Genomic DNA, 19,565 nt, shown 5'->3' with positions numbered 1-19,565 from the left:
ATTGCTCTCTTTCGAGAGAGCAAAACCGTCGGAGACCGCACACTTTTCCGGAGGTAAAGTATAGTGCGTTATACTTTGCTTGGAAGTAGTGCCGTCCTCAGTAAAGAAAACCGCATAAAGGCTTGCTTATGTGTGGCAATTTTTAGCCACACGCTCGGCGACCCTTTGAGCCGAGAAAGGACGAATTATGAGTTACGTTGTAGCCAGAATGACGAAGTACAAATCAGGTAATTTAGGTGGAGCTTACAGACACAACGAACGTATTTTTAAGCAACACAGTAACAAGGATATCGATATCGAACGCTCACATTTAAATTATGAATTGACAGATAGAGATCGCTCTATGTCGTACGAAAAGCAAATCAAAAACTATATAGACGAGAACAAAGTTTCTAAACGAGCTATTCGAAAAGATGCCGTTCTCTGCGATGAATGGATTATAACATCTGATAAAGATTTTTTTGCTAAACTTACTTCCGAGGAGACAAGAAGATTTTTTGAAACTTCTAAAAATTATTTCGCTGAAAACTATGGTTTAGAAAATATTGCCTATGCTAGTGTTCACCTAGACGAAAACACACCCCACATGCATATGGGAATTGTACCAATGAAGCAAGGAAAGTTATCATCTAAATCAATTTTTAATCGTGAGGAGTTGAAAAAAATCCAAGATGAACTCCCAAAGTATTTATCTCAACATGGTTTTCATCTTCAACGAGGAGAACTTGATAGTACAAAAAAACATTTATCAACACAGGAATACAAGGACAAGCAAGAGGTTCTTCAAAAAATCGAAAAACAAATTGACGAAAAATTCGATAAAACAATAGAATTTAACACCCAACTAAACCAAATGAATAAAGATTTGAAAAATAAAGTTGAAGATATAAAAATAGTTGACGAGGAAATAAAAAACAAACTCGAAGAACTTAAATTCATAAACGAAGAAAAAAATGAAATGCTATCAAACCTAGATCATGAGCTAAGTGAAAAACAAGATACACTATCACATCTTGAAAAAGAAATTAATATCAAAAAAGAAGATCTAGATATCGTAGACAGCATCATAGGTAGTAAAAGTGAAACAATTGATAGTATGAACCAAGATATAAAGACAAAACAAGGTACTATCAACGAACTTACCAAGCAACTTCGAGAGTACCTTCAAAAATATCAAAACTTCGACGGACTGAACATCAGTCAGCTTGAAAGTGGAACGATAGGTAAAAAAACTCTCGATGGCAAAATTAAACTCTCCCCTGAAACACTTAATAATCTAATAAAATCTGTAATCCAACACTTCTACGAGAACCGCCAACTGTCACAAACTATCCAGCAACAAAACAAGGAATTGAATATACTGAGAAATGTAGCAAGTAATAAAAATGAGATATTAGACGAACTTCGAGAAACTAAAAATCAAAAACGAATTTTAGAAATTGAAAACAATAGCTTGAAAAATAAAATTTCACAACTTCGTGATCGTCTAAATATAGCCAGCAGAAAGCTTGGGGTATGGAGAAATCAGGCTAAAAACTACATGAAACAAAAGGAATTCCAAAACCTTACAAAACAACTTAATGCTTTTAAACCTATTAAACTTGTTGGTGCTGTCAAAGTCATCAAAAAAATCTACGAACAAACTCTAGAACGCTGAACAACCTCTTTATGCCGAGAAAACTTTTGACAGCAAGCTATGACGAATTAGACTAGTTGGGTCGTGTCGGCAGGCTGAAAAGCTGCCGACCGATTACAACAGGAATAAAAAGTCATAGGTTACTTGTTGTCAAAAGGAAATTGGAATAAAACAATCAAGTATAAGCCAATTGTTCCAACCACCTAAGGTAATATAAATTATTGTTGACATTCTTTATTATTTATCCTAAACTATAACTAAGGATAGGATAACGTAGGACGACTGGTAACAGATCGTTCAAAGGTGTCATTTTCTGGTACTGGTATGGGACTGCCTTCAGCCTTGTGCTGTAAAGACCCCTGACTACCATCGGTCCTGTTCGTTTCACTCTTGGATTATATTCAAGAGTTTTTTCTTTGCAAAAAAAATCTCAAATACCTGAGACATCTTTCTTTATTTTATAAGCTCCGAAACCTTAATTTTTGGTACCTTTTTGGTACCGTCTTGGTTTAATAATACGCTATATATATAATATTTTACAGCTACTTTCCCTTTAGAAACGTTGATTTAATAAGGATTTAAATATTACAGAGTATACCTTTGTAAAATACGGTCTCAAATAATGATAAAAAGACAGCTTCGGCTGTTCTTTTTTCTTTCTTGAGATTAACTGCTGTTTTTATGTTCTAAACTCAAAAAACTTTGCACTTTAGCTAGCCACACAATGGTTTCTAGAGTGCAAAGTTTTTTATTAAATAAGGTTGTAAATGGCGCCAAGATTACCAAGGTTTAGATTTATAAGATTAAACATATGGAAAAATTATTTCTATTCAGTATTAGTATATTATCTATCTCTATTTTAACCGCTTGCCAAGCTCAGAGTGAAAAGACTTCTGCAACAAGTTCTGAAGTAACTGCATCTAGTACTAGTTTCACTGTTTTGACACTAGAAGAGAAGAATCTGTCGCAAGTCTTATAAATGGAGAAACAACTCTTCCGTCAGAAAAGAAAGCAATGGAGATTTTTCTAGTGTCGCAGGCACTTGGAGAAATCCTACAGGTATTGAATTAACCTTTGATAAAAATGGGTTAGTAAGTGATAAATCCAAGATTTCAATTGAATATGCTAAAGAAATTGACCACTATCTTAAGGCAAGTTTACTTCCTAAAGATGGAGGTGCTGGTGGCTCTGCCCTTGCCTTTTTACCAGCAGGAATCCCTATAACCATGTCTGTCACCTCTTCTCCAGATAATGGCTATACTGACACATCTGATACAACACAAGATCGTTTATGGTATGGACAACAACTTATCAATGGCAGTACTGAGGGATTTTTCTACAAAGTAGAATAGTGTTAGTAAACCATTAAACTAGCTCATAAACTATCTAGTAACTTTTCATAAATACATATAGGATAAATATTCTGATGCTCTTAGAATATCTATCCTATATTTTTATTCCCTTTGCATCCCTATTGATACTATAGTGGATTGGAATAAAAATAAGACAATAAAATTTCCAATATTTTTATTGTAAATGATTAATCTTCCTGCAAACTAATGTGTACTATTTTTATTTCAATCAACTATAAATAAATTCACTCTGAAAAAGATTAGACTTTTAACGTGAAAATTGATAAAATAAAAAGAAAATAAGATAAAAGGAAACTATAAATCACTATGATGAACATGCAAAATATGATGCGCCAAGCACAAAAACTTCAAAAACAAATGGAACAAAGCCAAGCTGAGCTTGCTGCTATGCAATTTGTTGGCAAATCTGCTCAAGACCTTGTCCAAGCAATCTTAACTGGAGATAAGAAAGTTGTCAGCATTGACTTCAATCCAGCTGTCGTTGATCCTGAAGACCTTGAAACTCTCTCAGATATGACTGTTCAAGCCATCAATTCTGCTCTTGAACAAATCGATGAAACCACCAAGAAAAAATTGGGTGCTTTCGCTGGAAAATTGCCATTCTAAGCATAAGAAAAACAAGCATTCAAGAGAATACTTGCCTATCATGGGAGGAACAACTGTTCCTCTTTTTGCTTACTAAAAATTAAAGAATTCCATGGCCTGTTTGAAAAGCAACTCAGTATACTCGGGGTCTTCTTGCGCAATGGTAAGCTGGTCTTGAATCATTTCCAAGTCATCCGTTATCATGCCATCTGCCCCCAAATGAACAGATTTATCAAAGGACTCTGAACTATTAATAGTCCAAACATACAATTTCTGATCGGTATTCCAAAGCTTGTTGACAAAATTTTCATCTAATGTTGAATACTCCATAGTGTATCCTGTAGCCTTGGTTCTTGGAAAAATACTATTATAAGGTAGGATAAAATAGACGGGAATTTGCGAATCGTAAGCTAAAACCTGATCAATCACATGGTAGTCTAAAGATTGCATTTGGTGACCATTCTGCTTAATGATGGCTCCATATTTATCCATAAAGCGTTTCATCATATCTGGACTATCTTTTCGACTGGTTTTAATTTCAATTAGGAGTTTTTGATGCAATTCATTGGCTTTATTGAGATAATCATCAAAACTAGACACCTTGCTATGATAACCATTTTCAGAAATATCGAGTTTGGTTAATTCTTCCAAAGTTAGATCCTGAGGATTGGCATTAACTCCTGTCAGATTCTTGATATTGGCATCATGCATCATGACAAACTGGCCATCTTTTGTTTCCTGAACATCTGTCTCAACGAAATCTGGAGATAACTGAGCAGTTTTTTCTAGTGATTGGATGGTATTTTGGACACCATTTTTATTAGATACTCCCCTGTGAGAGATAACTAAAGGTTTATTGGCAACTGGAGCTTCTAAATAAACATAACCCTCAAGAGCGAAAAAGATAGCAGCACAGCCCATCACTCCCCATCTCATCCAGTGATCTTTCTTTCTCCTTGGTGTGATTTCTAGTTCTTCTCCTGTTAAGAAAGAAACAAATTTAATGAGGAAGTAAGTCAAGGCCATATAGTGGAAATTCTTAATCAAGACAAAGTTGATAATTCCCAGCACAAGAGATTCCTTATGGGTCAAACCATCCATCACCGCTTGACTTGCTAATATTGGAATCAATAAAAGAATGAAAAAGAGGTAGGTTTTGACGACAATCCAAAGCAAGTTCCAAATATAAAACCAGGAGTACTTTCTTGTCTTCTCTATACTGTATCTGACTGCTTCTTTGACTGTTTTCTTCTCAAATAAAAGCTGAGGTAGGGCAAACATGAGACGCACTGAAATGTAAAACAAAAGCAAAGCCAGAATAGTAACCACTATACCTACAAGCCAATACTTGTCTTCCACATAATCAACGATAAAGTCCGGAATGACAATTTTATTGAGATAATAAATCTTTAAAATCTTTCGAATCAAAGGAAAGAGCATCATGACATAAAAGAAGATAAAGGTTAACTTGGCAAGCGTCACTTGCTTCATAAACAAGAAACTTTGGTGAAAGACCTTGCGACTGTACTCCAGCAAGGTCCTTTTTTCATGGCATAATAAATGCCGAGCACCGATAAAGAGAAGTCCTATCTGGTAATAGGCGACCAGTAAATTAACAATTACCAGAACAAATAAAGCAAGACTAACAAAGGGAGAACCCTTTATAATGGCAAAAATATTATTGTAGGAAAGAAAGAGATAGCCTGTCTGACGGAGCAGAAGTCCAGCAATCCAAGAATTTGATGGTAACCAGACAAACTCAATCATCATGAAAGTCAAGAAAAATAGAAAGAGTATTTTATCTAGATTAAAGTATATCTGCTTAAAACTTAGATTTTTAGGTTTTTCAGGTTTCATAGGCACTCCTAGTCAAATAATTGAGACAAATCCAAGCCTCCAAAAGGATTGTTTGATAGATTACTTTCTGTCCCTAACAATTCTCTAGCTTGGTCTGACTCTAGAAAGGACTCGTAGACACGCGCTGTCATACGAGCATCCTCTAAGCTATTATGAGACTGACCTTGAAATCCAAGAAATGAGGCAACAGTTTGCAATTTGAGATTGGCAATACCATGTAAATCCGAACTCCGACGTTCAAAAGCTTCATCATACAAATCTACCTTGTACTGCTGGCTGTAGTCTAAGCCATGCTCTACTAGAATAGGCAAATCACTTTTAGCAGCATTGTATCCAACCATGGGTAAAGAACCCACAAACTCTTGGAAATCTTTTATAACTTTCTCCACTGGAGGAGCATCTTTTAAGGTCTCAGCCGTAATGCCTGTCAAACCATTGATAAAACTTTTTAAGGGTACACTAGTATGAACATAAGAGTCATAGGTATCGATTTCCTGACCATCTCTAAAACGCACTGCCGATACTTGAATCAAGTGTGTTTGTCCTTCGTGCTGATTAAATTCTAAATCAAAAGCAATGTAATCTTCTAATCGTTCCATTCTATACCTCTCCTATACTGTTATATTACTTGAGCAACTATACTATTTAGAAACAAAAGAAGCCATCAGGTTAGCAACTAACCTAAACAGCTCCTTGATTATCCTCCAAATAAACGAGCAAAAAAGCCTTTCTTAGTGGATTGGACTTCTTCTTTTGCTTGGTCCAGCTCTAGCTTAAGATTTTCTTGATCCTTCATGGCTTGAAGAGTCAATTGTTGCTGCTGATCAAGTTGTTTGTCTTTTTCAGCAATCTGACGGTCTTTGATACGCATCTGCTCGTCTTTTTCTGATAACTGACGATCCTTAGCTTTTAATTGTTCATAGAGACGGAGAATTTCTGCATTCTTCTCATCAACCAGAATCTCCATCAGTTCACGTTGCTTGACATCTTCACTGACAGGTTCATCTTCAAAAATCGTTTTTTTATAGATTTCTTCTAGCTTAATCAAGCCACTTCTGGTAACAACTGTTACCCCTTTGTCATTTTTATCTGTGTCTTCTTCTGGTAATTCTTTGACACGGTTATTGATTGCTTGGCGAGATAATCCTAAGACCTCTGCAATCTCACTGACGGTCATTTCAATACTCATAATATCCTCTGAAACGTTTTCTAGCTTTTCTTTACTTAAATCTTATCATAAGCTAGAAAAACTGTCAAATTTTCGCTTAATTTAAGGCCTTCAAAAAGGCCAATAAGACTTGGGCAGAGCGACGTCCAGCTTCGATAATAAACTCATCAAAAGAGATGTTTGCTTCATGGTTAGCGTTGTCACTCATAGCTCGGATGACTAAGACTGGAAGATTAAGGGCATGCGCTGCCTGAGCAATAGCTGCTCCTTCCATCTCAACAGCCAAAACATCTGGGAAATGGGACTTAATCGCTTCTATCTTGTCATTTCCGGCAACAAAACTATCTCCTGTAGCAATCAAACCAAGATGCCAGTTCTGGTCCAATTGAGATAAACTCTCTTGGATTTTGGCAACAAAGTTTTTATCTGATTCGAAATAAAGCGGTTGTTGCGCCATTTGTCCATAAGCATAGCCAAAAGCTGTGACATCCACATCATGATAAGCTAATTTGTCAGCAATCACAACATCAGCAACAGCAATACCTTCTGCTACTGCCCCAGCTGATCCCGTGTTAATCACAGCATCCACCTGGAAATGATCAGCCAAAATCGCCACACTCATAGCAGACATGACCTTACCAATTCCACTTTCTACAAGAACGACTTCATGTGAGGCAATGGTTCCTGTATGATAGGTATTGCCTAAAACAACTTGCTCTTGGGCATTTTCTAGATGCTGGACCAGATAAGCTAGTTCTTCTGGCATAGCCGCAATAATCCCTATTTTCATTTCAATTCCTTTTCTATTACAACAGTTTCATTGCTAAGATAAGCAAAATCAGGAGAAAGATGACTACGAATAAAATTTTATTCAATTTAGAGTTGAAGACATTTCTCTTTGTATTTTCAATGCGACGGCTTTTATGAATAGACGGTTCGACCTGAATCTTCAAGGTTTCCTGGCTAAATCCATGATCCTTAGAATTGGCATAACCAAAACGAGAAGAAGAGGTTGGTAAAATCTTAGTCTCCTCATCATCTAGCAAAGGGGGACCTGAAATTTTTTCGCCTCTATTAGCTCTTGCAATCATTTCATCCGTTAATAAAGGTTTACCCATACTGACCTCCTCTATCTTTTCTGCAATTCCCAATACTGAACAGCCATAATTGTCTTGGCATCACAGATATGACCTGATTGGATTAATTCTTCGGCTTCTTCTAAGCTCACTTCAAGGACTTCCAAGGTTTCATCTTCATCCTGCGGACGTGGATTTTTCACCTTTTTCAAATCACTGGCTAGGTATAATTTTAACTTCTCATTACAAAAACCAATGGCTGAATAAAAATCATACAAGAGTTCTAATGTCCCTGTATAGGCTGTTTCTTCCTCTAATTCACGAAGGGCTGCTGCGACAGGATCTGTATTTTCTCCTACTTCCAATTTTCCAGCTGGAATTTCGTAAGAGACTGCCTCGATAGCTTTGCGGTACTGCTTGACCAAGATGAGTTTTTGTTCATCCGTTACTGCTAAAACACAGACAGCTCCATTGTGGAAAATCAAATCCCGTTGGGCTGTTCCCTTACCTTCTGGTAATTCAACCTGATCTTGGACCAGTTTAAAAATGGGCCCTTGATAGATTTCTTTTCGGCTAAGCGTTTTTTCTTCAAATTCCATGATAGGCTCCTACTGATTCTTAGGATGGTGAGGAAGGCGTGTTGCATATTCGTCTTTATTGACCTGACGTCCACGACCAATCGCAATCGCATCCGCTGGAACGTCTTTGGTAATCGTTGAACCAGCACCAACGAGCGAATTGTCACCTAACTCAACTGGAGCAATAATAGTTGAATTTGAACCAACAAAGACATTGTTGCCGATGACTGTCTTGTATTTGTTTTTGCCGTCATAGTTGACTGTAATGGTTCCTGCACCGAAATTAACCTGGCTACCCACTTCACAGTTTCCGATATAAGTCAAATGACCAGCCTTGGTATTCTCACCGATTGAAGAACCTTTCACCTCTACAAAGTTACCAATATGAACGTGGGTACCCAGACTTGAACCTGGACGAATGTGGGCATAAGGTCCGACTGTCACTCCGTCAGCAACACTACTTTCCTCAATCATAGAGTTGGTAATGACAGCTCCTGCTCCAATAGTGCTGTCCACTACATAAGTACCATTTGTCAAAACAGTCTCAGCACCAATTTTCGTTTGCCCTTTCAAGGTAACATTGGCTTCGATTTGAACTTCAGGAGCAATCTCAACATCAATATCGATATAAGTTGCTTCTGGATTGACAAAGCTAACCCCATTGACCATATGCTGATGATTAATACGACGACGCATAACTGACTCAGCTGTCGCAAGAGCCACACGGTCGTTTACCCCAAGACTTTCATCAAAATCTTTTAATGTATAAGCACCAACTTTTTCACCAGCTTCACGGAAAATACCAATGACATCTGTAATATAGTATTCACCTTGAGCGTTATTGGTATTGATATTTTTTAAAGCCTCAAACAAACGCTCGTTATCAAAGACGTAAGTTCCAGTGTTGATTTCCTTGATTTGCTTTTCAAAATCTGTAGCATCCTTTTGCTCAACAATGCGAAGAACTTCAGCATTGTCATTACGAACAATTCGTCCATAGCCAAAAGGATTATCTGTTTCAGCAGTCAAGATAGTCGCCACATTTTTATGATTGATATGGAAATCAATCAAGTTTTTCAAGCTTTCACCTGTGATTAAAGGAGTATCTCCTGCAATGACCAAGGTGTGACCTGACAAACCTTCTAAGATAGGCTTTGTCATCATAACCGCATGACCTGTACCTAACTGTTCAGATTGAGTCACAAATTCTGTCTGTCTAGCCAAGACCTCTTCAACCAATTCCGCCTTGTGTCCGACAACTGTTACTGTCTTTTCAGGTTGGATAGCTCCCACACTACGGAAAACATGTTCCAGCATAGAAATACCCGCAACTTTGTGCAAAACTTTTGGCAAATCAGATTTCATGCGAGTCCCTTTACCCGCTGCTAAAATAATGGCATAATTTGACATAATCTTCTCTTTTCTCTAGAAATTCCCTTTTATTATACCATATTTCAAATCATTCCGCGCTCTTGAATAAAAAAATGCTCTAAAGTCCTTTCTTAATCCATTTTTTGAGTATTTTTTTTGATTTTTTCTCATTTTTAAGGTAAAATTATGAGGTATGAGAAAGAAAATTAATCCGCTTATTTTATTTGGTTTTTTTGGGATTTTGATTTTCATTTTAATCCTGAATCGCCCTCGTTTTGAGGACCATCCTGTAAAAACAAAGTCAAATATCGCGCAAGTAGAATCACAAGCGCTACATAATATAGATAAACCGGTGATTGATGTTTCTGGTTGGCAACGTCCTGAGGAAATTAATTACGATACTCTGTCCCAAAACATTTCTGGAGCTATCGTTCGCGTCCATAGTGGCGCTCAGTCTTCAAAAGAAAACGATGCTTCCTTTGTTAATGGGGTAGATAAGGCCTTTAAAACCCACATTACCGAATTTCAAAAACGAAATGTCCCAGTTGGGGTCTATGCCTTTGTGGCTGGAAAAAGTGTCCAAGAAATGGAAAAGGCTGCCGAAGTATTTTATAACGCCTCTTCACCATACACTCCTAGTTACTATTGGCTAGACGTGGAAGACAAAACCATGTCCAATATGAACGAAGGGGTTGAAGCCTTTCGAGCAAAACTAGAATCACTTGGTGCAAAAAATATTGGCATCTACGTTGGGGTCTACTTCATGGAAGAACACAGTATTAATACAGACAAGTTTACCTCTGTATGGATTCCTTCCTATGGTTCTGACTCAGGATTTTACGAAGCAACTCCTAAGACTGATTTAGATTACGATATTCACCAGTACACATCTAAAGGAAAAATTGCTGGCTTTGACCACGATTTGGATATCAATGTTATCTCTTCTTTCAAAAACAAAGAAGAAACCTTTAAAAAACTCTTTTTAAAACCTTAAAAGCATTTGTTTCTCATTTGCTTTTTCTTTTTGTGTTAGATTGTGATACAATATAGTAAGGATTTTTTGAAATAGAAATAGTTGGAGGAAATACATGCTCTCATGGTTAGCGCGCCTTATTAAAGGGATTGTGATTGCTCTTGGATTTATCTTACCGGGAATTTCCGGAGGGGTTTTAGCAGCAATCTTAGGAATTTATGAACGAATGATTGGTTTTTTGGCCCATCCCTTTAAGGACTTTAAAGAAAATGTTTTGTACTTTATTCCAGTTGCCTTCGGTATGCTTCTGGGAATCGGCTTATTTTCCTACCCGATTGAATACCTGCTTGAAAATTATCAGGTCTTTGTCTTATGGAGCTTTGCAGGTGCCATCATTGGTACAGTTCCTAGCCTCCTCAAAGAATCAACTCGAGAATCAGACCGAGACAAGATTGATTTAGCTTGGTTCTGGGCAACCTTTATCATTTCTGGATTAGGACTCTATGCCTTAAATTTTGTCGTTGGAACCTTAAGTGCCAGCTTTCTTAATTTGGTCCTAGCAGGTGCACTGCTAGCTCTTGGCGTATTGGTTCCTGGCCTCAGTCCATCAAATCTACTTTTAATTTTGGGTCTCTATGCTCCTATGTTGACTGGTTTTAAAACCTTTGACCTATTGGGAACCTTCTTCCCGATTGGAATTGGGGCAGGTGCAACTCTCATCATTTTTTCAAAATTGATGGATTATGCCTTAAATAACTACCACTCACGCGTCTATCATTTCATCATCGGTATCGTCCTTTCAAGTACCCTTTTGATCTTAATTCCAAATGCAGGAAATGCTGAAAGTATCCAGTACACAGGACTCTCACTTGTTGGGTATGTTATCATCGCCTTCTTTTTTGCACTGGGAATCTGGCTTGGTATTTGGATGAGTCAATTGGAGGATAAATATAAATAATGGCAAAAAAAGTTAAAATCAAAAAAACATTAGTGGAACAAATCCTGTCTAAAGCAGGTATCCAACATAAGGGGATTCAAATCAATGCCCTGGAAGGAGAACTTCCTCAAGATTATGAACGAGATCAAATCTTCAAAACCTTGGCGCTTTTGGGAGATAAAACAGGGCCCATTATCGGAATAGTCCCTATCACTCAACACTTGTCAGAAAAAAAACTAGCCAAAATTTCTGGCAATAAAAAAGTGAGCATGATTCCTCAAAAGGATTTGGAAAAAACAACTGGTTACATTCATGGAGCCAATAATCCTGTCGGAATTCGTCAGAAACACAATTACCCCATTTTTATCGATAAAATCGCTCTAGACTTGGATCAAATGATTGTCTCTGCAGGCGAGGTCGGTCACAGCATTATCGTTGCACCACAAGACTTGGCTAGCTTTGTAAAGGCTGACTTTGCAGATATCTTGGAGGACAGCAAATAATGAAACTCTACTTTGTCCGCCACGGTCGTACCGTCTGGAACCAAGAAGGACGCTTTCAAGGTGCTAGTGGAGATTCTCCCCTTCTTCCCGAATCCATTGAAACCCTAAAACGGCTAGGCCAGTATCTTAAGGATGTTCCTTTTGATCAGATTTATTCAAGTGATTTACCTCGAGCGGTCAAATCTGCTGAAATTATCCAAAGTCAACTCCAGGCGCCCTGTCCTTTAGAAAGTGTTCCCAATCTCCGTGAATGGCAGCTGGGGAAGTTGGAAGGTTTGAAGATTGCAACCTTGGAAGCTATTTACCCGCAACAAATCAAAGCTTTTCGATCTAATCTTGCTCAATTTGACACTCAAATGTTTGGAGCCGAATCCCTCTATAGCACCACGCAACGGACCATCCAATTTATCAAATCATTAAAAGATAGTCCAGCTGAGCGTATTCTAATTGTCGGTCACGGTGCTAATCTTACTGCCAGTCTTCGTACTCTTCTAGGTTATAAAGAACCACTTCTTCGTAAAAATGGTGGCCTAGCAAATGCCAGCCTAACCATTCTAGAAACCCATAACTTTGAAACGTTCACTCTCGATACTTGGAATGATACTTCCTATCAATAACAGAACTTGATTTTAGCGTCAAGTTCTTTTTAATTTTGAAAGATTATTCGTGAATTTCTTACTTATTTATGATAAAATGGGAGTATCGCAAAAAATGATTCATCGTATTCAATTTTGAGTAAAACTAGGAGGATCCCATGTCAACAGAACATATGGAAGAACTAAATGACCAGCAGATCGTTCGCCGTGAAAAAATGGCTGCGCTCCGTGAACAAGGAATCGATCCTTTCGGAAAACGTTTTGAACGTACTGCAAATTCACAAGAGTTAAAAGATAAATTTGCTGACCTCGATAAAGAACAATTACATGATAAAAATGAAACAGCTACTATCGCAGGCCGCTTGGTAACCAAACGTGGTAAAGGTAAAGTTGGTTTTGCCCACCTTCAAGACCGCGAAGGTCAAATCCAAATCTACGTTCGTAAAGATGCTGTCGGTGAAGAAAACTACGAAATCTTTAAAAAAGCTGACTTAGGAGACTTCCTTGGTGTCGAAGGCGAAGTTATGCGTACCGATATGGGAGAACTCTCTATCAAGGCTACACATATCACTCACTTGTCCAAAGCCCTTCGTCCGCTTCCAGAAAAATTCCACGGTTTAACAGACGTTGAAACTATTTACCGTAAACGTTACCTTGATTTGATTTCTAACCGTGAAAGCTTCGAACGCTTTGTCACTCGTTCAAAAATCATTTCTGAAATCCGTCGATACCTTGACCAAAAGGGCTTCCTTGAAGTGGAAACACCTGTTCTTCACAACGAAGCTGGTGGTGCTGCTGCTCGTCCGTTTATCACTCACCACAACGCTCAAAACATTGACATGGTGCTTCGTATCGCGACTGAGCTTCACTTGAAACGTCTTATCGTTGGGGGTATGGAACGCGTCTATGAAATCGGTCGTATCTTCCGTAACGAAGGAATGGATGCTACTCATAACCCTGAATTTACTTCTATCGAAGTGTACCAAGCTTATGCTGACTTCCAAGACATCATGGACTTGACTGAAGGTATTATCCAACACGCTGCTAAAGCTGTCAAAGGCGATGGTCCAGTTAACTATCAAGGTACTGAAATCAAAATCAACGAACCATTTAAACGTGTTCACATGGTTGATGCTATCAAAGAAATTACTGGTGTCGATTTCTGGCAAGACATGACTTTTGAAGAAGCCAAAGCTATTGCTGCTGAGAAGAAAGTTCCAGTTGAGAAACACTACACTGAAGTTGGACACATCATCAATGCCTTCTTTGAAGAGTTTGTTGAAGAAACTTTGATTCAACCTACCTTTGTCTATGGTCATCCAGTAGCTGTATCTCCACTGGCTAAGAAAAATCCTGAAGACGAGCGCTTTACAGACCGTTTCGAGCTCTTCATCATGACTAAGGAGTACGGGAATGCCTTTACTGAGCTCAACGACCCAATCGACCAGCTAAGCCGTTTTGAAGCCCAAGCGAAAGCCAAAGAACTTGGTGACGACGAGGCAACAGGCATCGACTACGACTACATCGAAGCCCTTGAATATGGTATGCCACCAACAGGTGGTTTGGGAATCGGTATCGACCGTCTCTGCATGCTTCTCACTGATACAACTACTATTCGTGATGTATTGCTCTTCCCAACAATGAAATAAGCTCTTATCCTCTGGTACTTTCCAGAGGATTTTTTGATGCAAAAAGAGACTGAGTAAAAACTCAATCTCTACTTTTCACTTCTTTGGTTGCTACATCTTCTCCGAACCATTTTTGGCTGATTTCTTGGAACTTTCCGTCTTGGTATAGTGCGATAAAGGCTTGGTTTAAAGCTTGTAGTAATCTCTTGTCTGCTGGTCTAACTCCGACTGCAAAAGATTCACTTTCAAATCCAGCTGAAAAGACATTATAGTCATTTACTATCCCCTCAGACCGAAGATAGTAATTAGCATACACTCGGTCAATCAACAAGGCATCAATTCGATCATTCTTCAAATCAATCAAGGCTTCATTGAAACTCTGGTACTGATTAGCCTTCTGGTTTTTGATACGATTTTTCAGTAAATCTGGCTGGACTTCAAAGTCTAAATAACCAGAGGAACCGGCTTAGCAGCCTCATACTGACCTTTAGGGATAGTATCAATCCCACCACGGAAGATTTCAGCAAAGTAAGCTGCATAATTCAGAACAAAGGCAATGATGGCTGCAGGAAGGCGATCCAAACGAATTCCAATACTTGGGAGCACATAATAAATAAAAATCAATTGCAAAAGCAAAGGTGTACCCTGCATGATCCAGATATAAATATTAATCAGATAATGGAGGGGCTTCCAATGGACTTGCAAGGCAAAGGCAATCAAAACGCCCAAGGGAATAGAAAAAATCAAGACCAGTGCAAAAACCTGCAATGTCATGCTTGCACCGCTCAATAAACTCGGTAATATCTCAAACAAATAAGACATACTGCACCTCCTAAAAATAATTATTCCTATTATAGCATAAATAAACAAATCAACCAAGAATATTTGCAAAAAAATTCTCTTTCAAAAAGAAAAAACTATATCTATCAAAAATAATAAGATACAGTTTTAAAAATATATTCTTACAATCTCTCAATCAGTTCTTGCATTTGCACATCATCTGGAACCAGTTTTAAGTAAGATTGAGCATTAACTTTGGCTTCTTCAACGTATCCCAATTCACGCAAGAGATAGATATAGTGTTCCAGAAACTCTGGATTGTCCTTCAAATCTCCTACCAACTCTTGGTAATACTCGTAGGCAGCATCCAAATCGTCCATTTCTTGATAGGATCGAGCAATCATCCACTTGGTCAAAAGATTTTCTGGCTCCTCACTTTGTAAGTCTAGAATATCCTCATAACGCTTCTGCTCTAGATAAATAGTGGCTAGACGGAGTAAGATTTCTTCCGTATCCTCAGCATCTTCTTTTGCAGTAAGGAGATAGTTCTCTGCTCCACTAGCATCATGCAATTCATAAGAGAATTGTGAAGCTGCTAACAAGAGTCTTGTTTCAAAAGGATTTTTCTCCAAGCCTTGCTTAGCAATACGCAGGGCTTCTTGAACTTGATGTTCCTTATGCAAGGCCTGACTATAACCATACTCATAGCCTTCAAAGTCAGGTGAAATGGTATCAAGTTGCTTAAAGTAGAGAACAGCTTTTTGGTATTCTTCTTGATCAAAGTAAAGACTGGCCAACTCAAAAGCTGTTAGATCATCGTATTCTAACTCCAGAGCTTTTTCTAAAAACTCTGTAGCCGTTTCAAATTTCCCCAACTGTGCATAGGCAAAGCCAATCCGTTGATAGGTAGAAATGCCTGTTTGCTCATAAATAGCACGATTATCTAACTGGGCATAGCCTTGAATAGCCTCTTGATAATTTTCCAACTCACTATCCAACTCTGCTAAGCCCAATATCAAGAGGGGATCCTCTGAGTAAGTCAAGGCCTCCAATAATTTCTCACGCGCTACATCTGTCAAACCTTCCATCTGGTAAAGATCTGCTTTCAGAGCCAAAGCCGAAACATACCAGTCACTGTCAGCTTGGATTTCCTCAAGATAAGCAAAGGCTTCTTCGATTTGACCATCTTCGCTTGCGATAGCTGCTAGATTAAGATGAACTTCTGGAAAATCCTCCACAATTTTCAGGTAAATTTCCTTGGCCTGAGGATAAAAACCAATTCCTTCAAGATAAGTAGCTAACTCATACAGAAGGTCACTTGGATCATTTTCTAAAGCTTTGACGAAACAATGTTCTGCCTTGGCTAAATCTTGCTCTTCCAAGGCTTGTAACATCTGTTGACTATTGTTCACTCTTGACTTCCTCTCCTTCTAGTTCATATAGACCACTAACTACCTTATACCATTCAAAAATGGCTGAAATGACAACCTTTGCAGAGGCATAAACTGGAATACCGAGCAAGACTCCCCAGATACCAAACATGGATCCTGAAGTTAACAAGACAAAGAGAATATTAATAGGATGGATATTCAATTGACTTCCCAAAATCAATGGAGAGACAAAGCGGCCTTCAATAGTTTGTTCTACGATAAAGACAATCACTACTTTCAAAAGCATGACTGGCCCGGCAATCAAGCCCAATACTAGGGCAGGAATCATGGCTAAGAAGCTACCTAAATAAGGAACCAGATTTAAAATACCAGCAGTAACCCCCAGCGTAACCGCATAGCGTAGACCAATGATTTTGAAGAAAATCATAAACATTACCGCTACAATAATAGCCACTGTTACTTGCCCTCGAACATAGTTGGACAATTGCTGATTCACATCTGTTAAAACTTGTCCAACAGGTTCTTTCAATTTCGTTGGCATAAATTGGGTCAAATAGTGACGCAGGTCTTTCCCATCACGCAAGAGATAAAAAAGCATGAAAGGAACGATAATCAAGGCAACAATCACTTGAGAAGTCCCACTAATAAAGGAGCTCACCCAGTTAACTGCCTGAGAAGAAACCTTACTTGCCCAAACTGTAGCCTGACTGGAGAAGTTTTTCAAAACTTGTTCTAACTGAGGTCTGAAATCATCTGGTAAACGCTTGGTGACCAAATCATCAATAACTCTATCAGCATCTTCAAGGTAGACTGGAACATTCCTTGCAAAACTTAAAACCTGACGTTGTAGATTTGGAATAGCTACTGCCAAGCCCCAAATGATAAAGAGAGCGATGATGACAAAGACAATACTAATCGCTATAACACGTTTGATTTTATGTTTCTCCATCCAATCAACTATAGGATTTAATAAATAGTATAGTAAACCAGATAAAATGACTGGCAACATCACAACTGACAAAAAGTCTAAAACAGGTGAAAATAAGAAACTAATCTTACTTAAAATAAAAAGATTCAGTCCCAATAATAAGGTTACCAACAATACCGTAATTGCCTTGTTATCCAAAAACCACTTGAAAAACCAAGATAGGTTAAAATGTTTCTCTTTTTGCTCCATAAATACTTCCTTTCTATTATTCTCTCATTATACCATTTTTGAATCAAAATAACTCTTTTTTAAAGTGCTTACATGGAGACAGCGACATAAAAAATCTCCTCAAAAGAGGAGATTTGTTTAGTCTTGAATATGACGGTCTAAGTTCTTCTGATAATCAGCATTGGATTTGGCTTTTTCATCAGCAAATTTCTTGCGGAACTCATCCATTTCTTTAGTAGTGACAATCTTATCTTGGAGTTTAAGGTATTTATAGCTATGTTCACTAGTCTTATCACCTACCCAGCCACCGGCACCACTGCCAGGAACTTTTTTCGTCACTAGCATTTGAGCACCGTCTGAGTGTACAGGAATCACCAAGGCACTATCTGACAACCAAGCTTGAGCCTTAGCATACTTAGAATAACGTTTTTGAAGATCTGTTTTCTCACCACTAGCATCAGTAATTAACTCTTTAAACTTATCTAACCCAACAGCTTTGATTGCTGAGCTGTCTGTACCTGGTGCTACACCTAATGAACCAAGAAGATTTGGTCCTGATGTTGGATCAAATATATCTAGATAAGTTGATGGATCTGCATAATCAGGTCCCCAGCCACTATTTGCATTAATATCCCAGTCAGTATTAGTATTAGAGGTAGCTAGAGTTGTCATACTTGCCAATTCATCGTCAGAAACTTGTTGAATATCAACTACAACATTATCTGCTTTCCATACATTATCCAATTTATCCAATTCTGTCTTAGTAACTTGACCAAATGTTTGATCTCCTACTTGTACAAATGTTGGAGGAGTGAAACTTGTACGTAACTTACGCGGTGCTACTTCGTCCCCAAATACTTGAGAAATAGCTGCTTTACGATCTGTAGCAAAAGCCAAAGCTTGACGGAAATCTTTGTTCAGTAAAGCCTTCTTGGTAGATGATTTTTCTGCATCACTTGTTTTAGCGGTGTGGTTGTAAGCAGCACGGTCAATATTCGTCGAAATATAGAAAGTAGTTCCTAGTTGTTGACTATAAATAATGTTATCTTTGTATTTTTCTTTTAACCGTTCATAGTTAGCAGAGTTTTTAAAGAGAGGAGCTGCAGGATAATTTCCTTCATCAAAACCACGGCCAAGAGAATCTGCGTCCTGACCATCAAAGTAAGACAACTTAATATCATCAATAAAGACATTTTGTTTATCCCAATAGTTTTGATTTTTAGTCATTTCAATAGAAGATTTAGATGTAAGTCCTTTTAGAAGATAAGCCCCATTGTATAGAATGCTCGTTACATCAGTCGCCTTACCAAAGTCATCTCCTTTAGAAGCTAAAAAGTCTTCATTGACTGGTGCAAGGACTCCCATTGTTGTTTTTGAATTCCAGAAAGATTCTGGATGGTTCAAAGTATAAACAACAGTATAATCATCTGTTGCTTTCACGCCTACGGTTGAGAAATCCGTTGTTTTCCCATTTACATAGTCATCCAATCCTTTGATAGAATCCTGTACAAGATAAAGTGCTTCTGATTTCTTGTCAGCTGCGTGTTTCAGACCAGTTACAAAATCCTGAGCTTTAACTTCTCCATATTCTTCGCCTTCATTAGTATACCACTTGATATCCTTACGAATTTTATAGGTATAAGTCAAACCATCTTTAGAAACAGTCCAATCTTCTGCAACTGATGGTACTAGATTCCCGTATTGATCATTTTCCAGTAGTCCATCAATGACATTACCAGTAATCTGTTTTGTAGACTTTTGCCCAGAAACTGTATAATCCAGAGTCGCAGGATCTGATGCAAATACATAGGCATAAGTAACTGGTTTAGTTGCTTCTTTATTAGCATTAGCAGATGAACAAGCTGCTAGAACAGCTGTTGAGAGTACAGCAACTCCTGCTGCTAAGAAAATACGTTTTTTCATAAAAACTCCTTTGCAATTTGTATAGGATTATTAT

The 19,565-nt window shown here is 38.0% G+C and carries 18 protein-coding genes and 2 pseudogenes; 8 read left to right on the top strand and 12 right to left on the bottom strand.

Features of this window, described 5'->3' with window-relative positions; genetic code table 11:
- Positions 1 to 187: 187 nt before the first annotated feature.
- The 3 genes from mobV (at position 188) to D2908_RS04615 (ending at position 3,615) form a co-directional block, all read left to right on the top strand.
- On the top strand, positions 188 to 1,657 hold the full coding sequence (gene mobV, locus D2908_RS04630) for a MobV family relaxase (protein ID WP_117305238.1): 1,470 nt from the start codon (positions 188 to 190) through the stop codon (positions 1,655 to 1,657).
- 938 nt (positions 1,658 to 2,595) lie between these two features.
- A complete protein-coding gene (locus tag D2908_RS10270; RefSeq protein ID WP_346426294.1) occupies positions 2,596 to 2,988 on the top strand; it encodes a DUF6287 domain-containing protein in 393 nt (130 codons plus the stop codon).
- A 327-nt stretch (positions 2,989 to 3,315) separates the two neighbouring features.
- Positions 3,316 to 3,615, top strand: coding sequence for a YbaB/EbfC family nucleoid-associated protein (locus tag D2908_RS04615; protein ID WP_117305236.1), 300 nt, complete (start codon positions 3,316 to 3,318; stop codon positions 3,613 to 3,615).
- Positions 3,616 to 3,687: 72 nt separating this feature from the next.
- On the opposite strand, the gene D2908_RS04610 is transcribed toward D2908_RS04615, so the two are convergent.
- The 7 genes from D2908_RS04610 to glmU form a co-directional block, all read right to left on the bottom strand.
- Positions 3,688 to 5,451: a glycerophosphodiester phosphodiesterase gene (locus D2908_RS04610; RefSeq protein WP_117305234.1), complete on the bottom strand. Its 1,764-nt coding sequence runs from the start codon at positions 5,449 to 5,451 to the stop codon at positions 3,688 to 3,690.
- Positions 5,452 to 5,459: 8 nt separating this feature from the next.
- The gene (locus D2908_RS04605; RefSeq protein ID WP_117305233.1) at positions 5,460 to 6,050 is read right to left on the bottom strand and encodes a 3'-5' exonuclease; all 591 of its coding nucleotides are present in this window, start codon (positions 6,048 to 6,050) and stop codon (positions 5,460 to 5,462) included.
- 98 nt (positions 6,051 to 6,148) lie between these two features.
- Entirely contained in the window at positions 6,149 to 6,640 is a 492-nt protein-coding gene (gene rocS, locus D2908_RS04600) for a chromosome segregation protein RocS (RefSeq protein WP_000021242.1), read from the bottom strand.
- Positions 6,641 to 6,716: 76 nt separating this feature from the next.
- A complete protein-coding gene (locus D2908_RS04595) occupies positions 6,717 to 7,409 on the bottom strand; it encodes a 5'-methylthioadenosine/adenosylhomocysteine nucleosidase (protein WP_117305231.1) in 693 nt (230 codons plus the stop codon).
- Between the two features lie 16 nt (positions 7,410 to 7,425).
- On the bottom strand, positions 7,426 to 7,737 hold the full coding sequence (gene macP, locus D2908_RS04590) for a cell wall synthase accessory phosphoprotein MacP (protein ID WP_117305229.1): 312 nt from the start codon (positions 7,735 to 7,737) through the stop codon (positions 7,426 to 7,428).
- Positions 7,738 to 7,748: 11 nt separating this feature from the next.
- Complete coding sequence (locus D2908_RS04585; protein WP_117305228.1) at positions 7,749 to 8,294, bottom strand: NUDIX hydrolase; 546 nt, start codon at positions 8,292 to 8,294, stop codon at positions 7,749 to 7,751.
- 9 nt (positions 8,295 to 8,303) lie between these two features.
- The gene (glmU, locus tag D2908_RS04580) at positions 8,304 to 9,683 is read right to left on the bottom strand and encodes a bifunctional UDP-N-acetylglucosamine diphosphorylase/glucosamine-1-phosphate N-acetyltransferase GlmU (RefSeq protein ID WP_117305226.1); all 1,380 of its coding nucleotides are present in this window, start codon (positions 9,681 to 9,683) and stop codon (positions 8,304 to 8,306) included.
- A 154-nt stretch (positions 9,684 to 9,837) separates the two neighbouring features.
- On the opposite strand from glmU, the gene D2908_RS04575 reads away from it, so the two are divergent.
- The 5 genes from D2908_RS04575 (at position 9,838) to lysS (ending at position 14,302) form a co-directional block, all read left to right on the top strand.
- Positions 9,838 to 10,638 (top strand): glycoside hydrolase family 25 protein, encoded by an 801-nt coding sequence (locus D2908_RS04575; RefSeq protein ID WP_117305224.1) that lies wholly within the window; start codon positions 9,838 to 9,840, stop codon positions 10,636 to 10,638.
- 94 nt (positions 10,639 to 10,732) lie between these two features.
- Positions 10,733 to 11,575, top strand: coding sequence for a DUF368 domain-containing protein (locus D2908_RS04570; RefSeq protein ID WP_117305223.1), 843 nt, complete (start codon positions 10,733 to 10,735; stop codon positions 11,573 to 11,575).
- Positions 11,575 to 12,057 (top strand): aminoacyl-tRNA deacylase, encoded by a 483-nt coding sequence (locus tag D2908_RS04565; protein WP_117305221.1) that lies wholly within the window; start codon positions 11,575 to 11,577, stop codon positions 12,055 to 12,057. The genes D2908_RS04570 and D2908_RS04565 overlap by 1 nt, the downstream gene beginning before the upstream one ends.
- Positions 12,057 to 12,674: a histidine phosphatase family protein gene (locus D2908_RS04560; protein WP_117305219.1), complete on the top strand. Its 618-nt coding sequence runs from the start codon at positions 12,057 to 12,059 to the stop codon at positions 12,672 to 12,674. The genes D2908_RS04565 and D2908_RS04560 overlap by 1 nt, the downstream gene beginning before the upstream one ends.
- Positions 12,675 to 12,811: 137 nt before the next feature.
- On the top strand, positions 12,812 to 14,302 hold the full coding sequence (lysS, locus tag D2908_RS04555) for a lysine--tRNA ligase (protein ID WP_049494865.1): 1,491 nt from the start codon (positions 12,812 to 12,814) through the stop codon (positions 14,300 to 14,302).
- 61 nt (positions 14,303 to 14,363) lie between these two features.
- Here the strand turns inward: lysS and D2908_RS04550 are convergent.
- The 5 genes and pseudogenes from D2908_RS04550 to D2908_RS04530 form a co-directional block, all read right to left on the bottom strand.
- Positions 14,364 to 14,747, bottom strand: a pseudogene (locus D2908_RS04550) (transporter substrate-binding domain-containing protein); the annotation flags it as partial.
- Positions 14,747 to 15,103: pseudogene (locus D2908_RS04545) on the bottom strand (ABC transporter permease subunit); the annotation flags it as partial. The pseudogenes D2908_RS04550 and D2908_RS04545, both read right to left, overlap by 1 nt.
- 140 nt (positions 15,104 to 15,243) lie before the next feature.
- Positions 15,244 to 16,473 carry a tetratricopeptide repeat protein gene (locus D2908_RS04540; RefSeq protein ID WP_165847442.1) on the bottom strand — a complete coding sequence of 410 codons (1,230 nt, stop codon included), beginning with the start codon at positions 16,471 to 16,473 and terminating at the stop codon, positions 15,244 to 15,246.
- On the bottom strand, positions 16,463 to 17,629 hold the full coding sequence (locus D2908_RS04535; RefSeq protein ID WP_117305217.1) for an AI-2E family transporter: 1,167 nt from the start codon (positions 17,627 to 17,629) through the stop codon (positions 16,463 to 16,465). Before D2908_RS04535 ends, D2908_RS04540 begins: the two co-directional genes overlap by 11 nt.
- Positions 17,630 to 17,746: 117 nt before the next feature.
- The gene (locus D2908_RS04530) at positions 17,747 to 19,531 is read right to left on the bottom strand and encodes a peptide ABC transporter substrate-binding protein (RefSeq protein WP_117305215.1); all 1,785 of its coding nucleotides are present in this window, start codon (positions 19,529 to 19,531) and stop codon (positions 17,747 to 17,749) included.
- Positions 19,532 to 19,565: the final 34 nt, after the last annotated feature.

Origin of the sequence: Streptococcus sp. LQJ-218 (genome assembly GCF_003428885.1) — a bacterium.
In the GTDB taxonomy this organism is placed as follows: Bacteria; Bacillota; Bacilli; order Lactobacillales; family Streptococcaceae; genus Streptococcus.
Note: the sequence above shows the minus strand (reverse complement) of the source record. Positions and strands in the feature narration are given on the sequence as shown.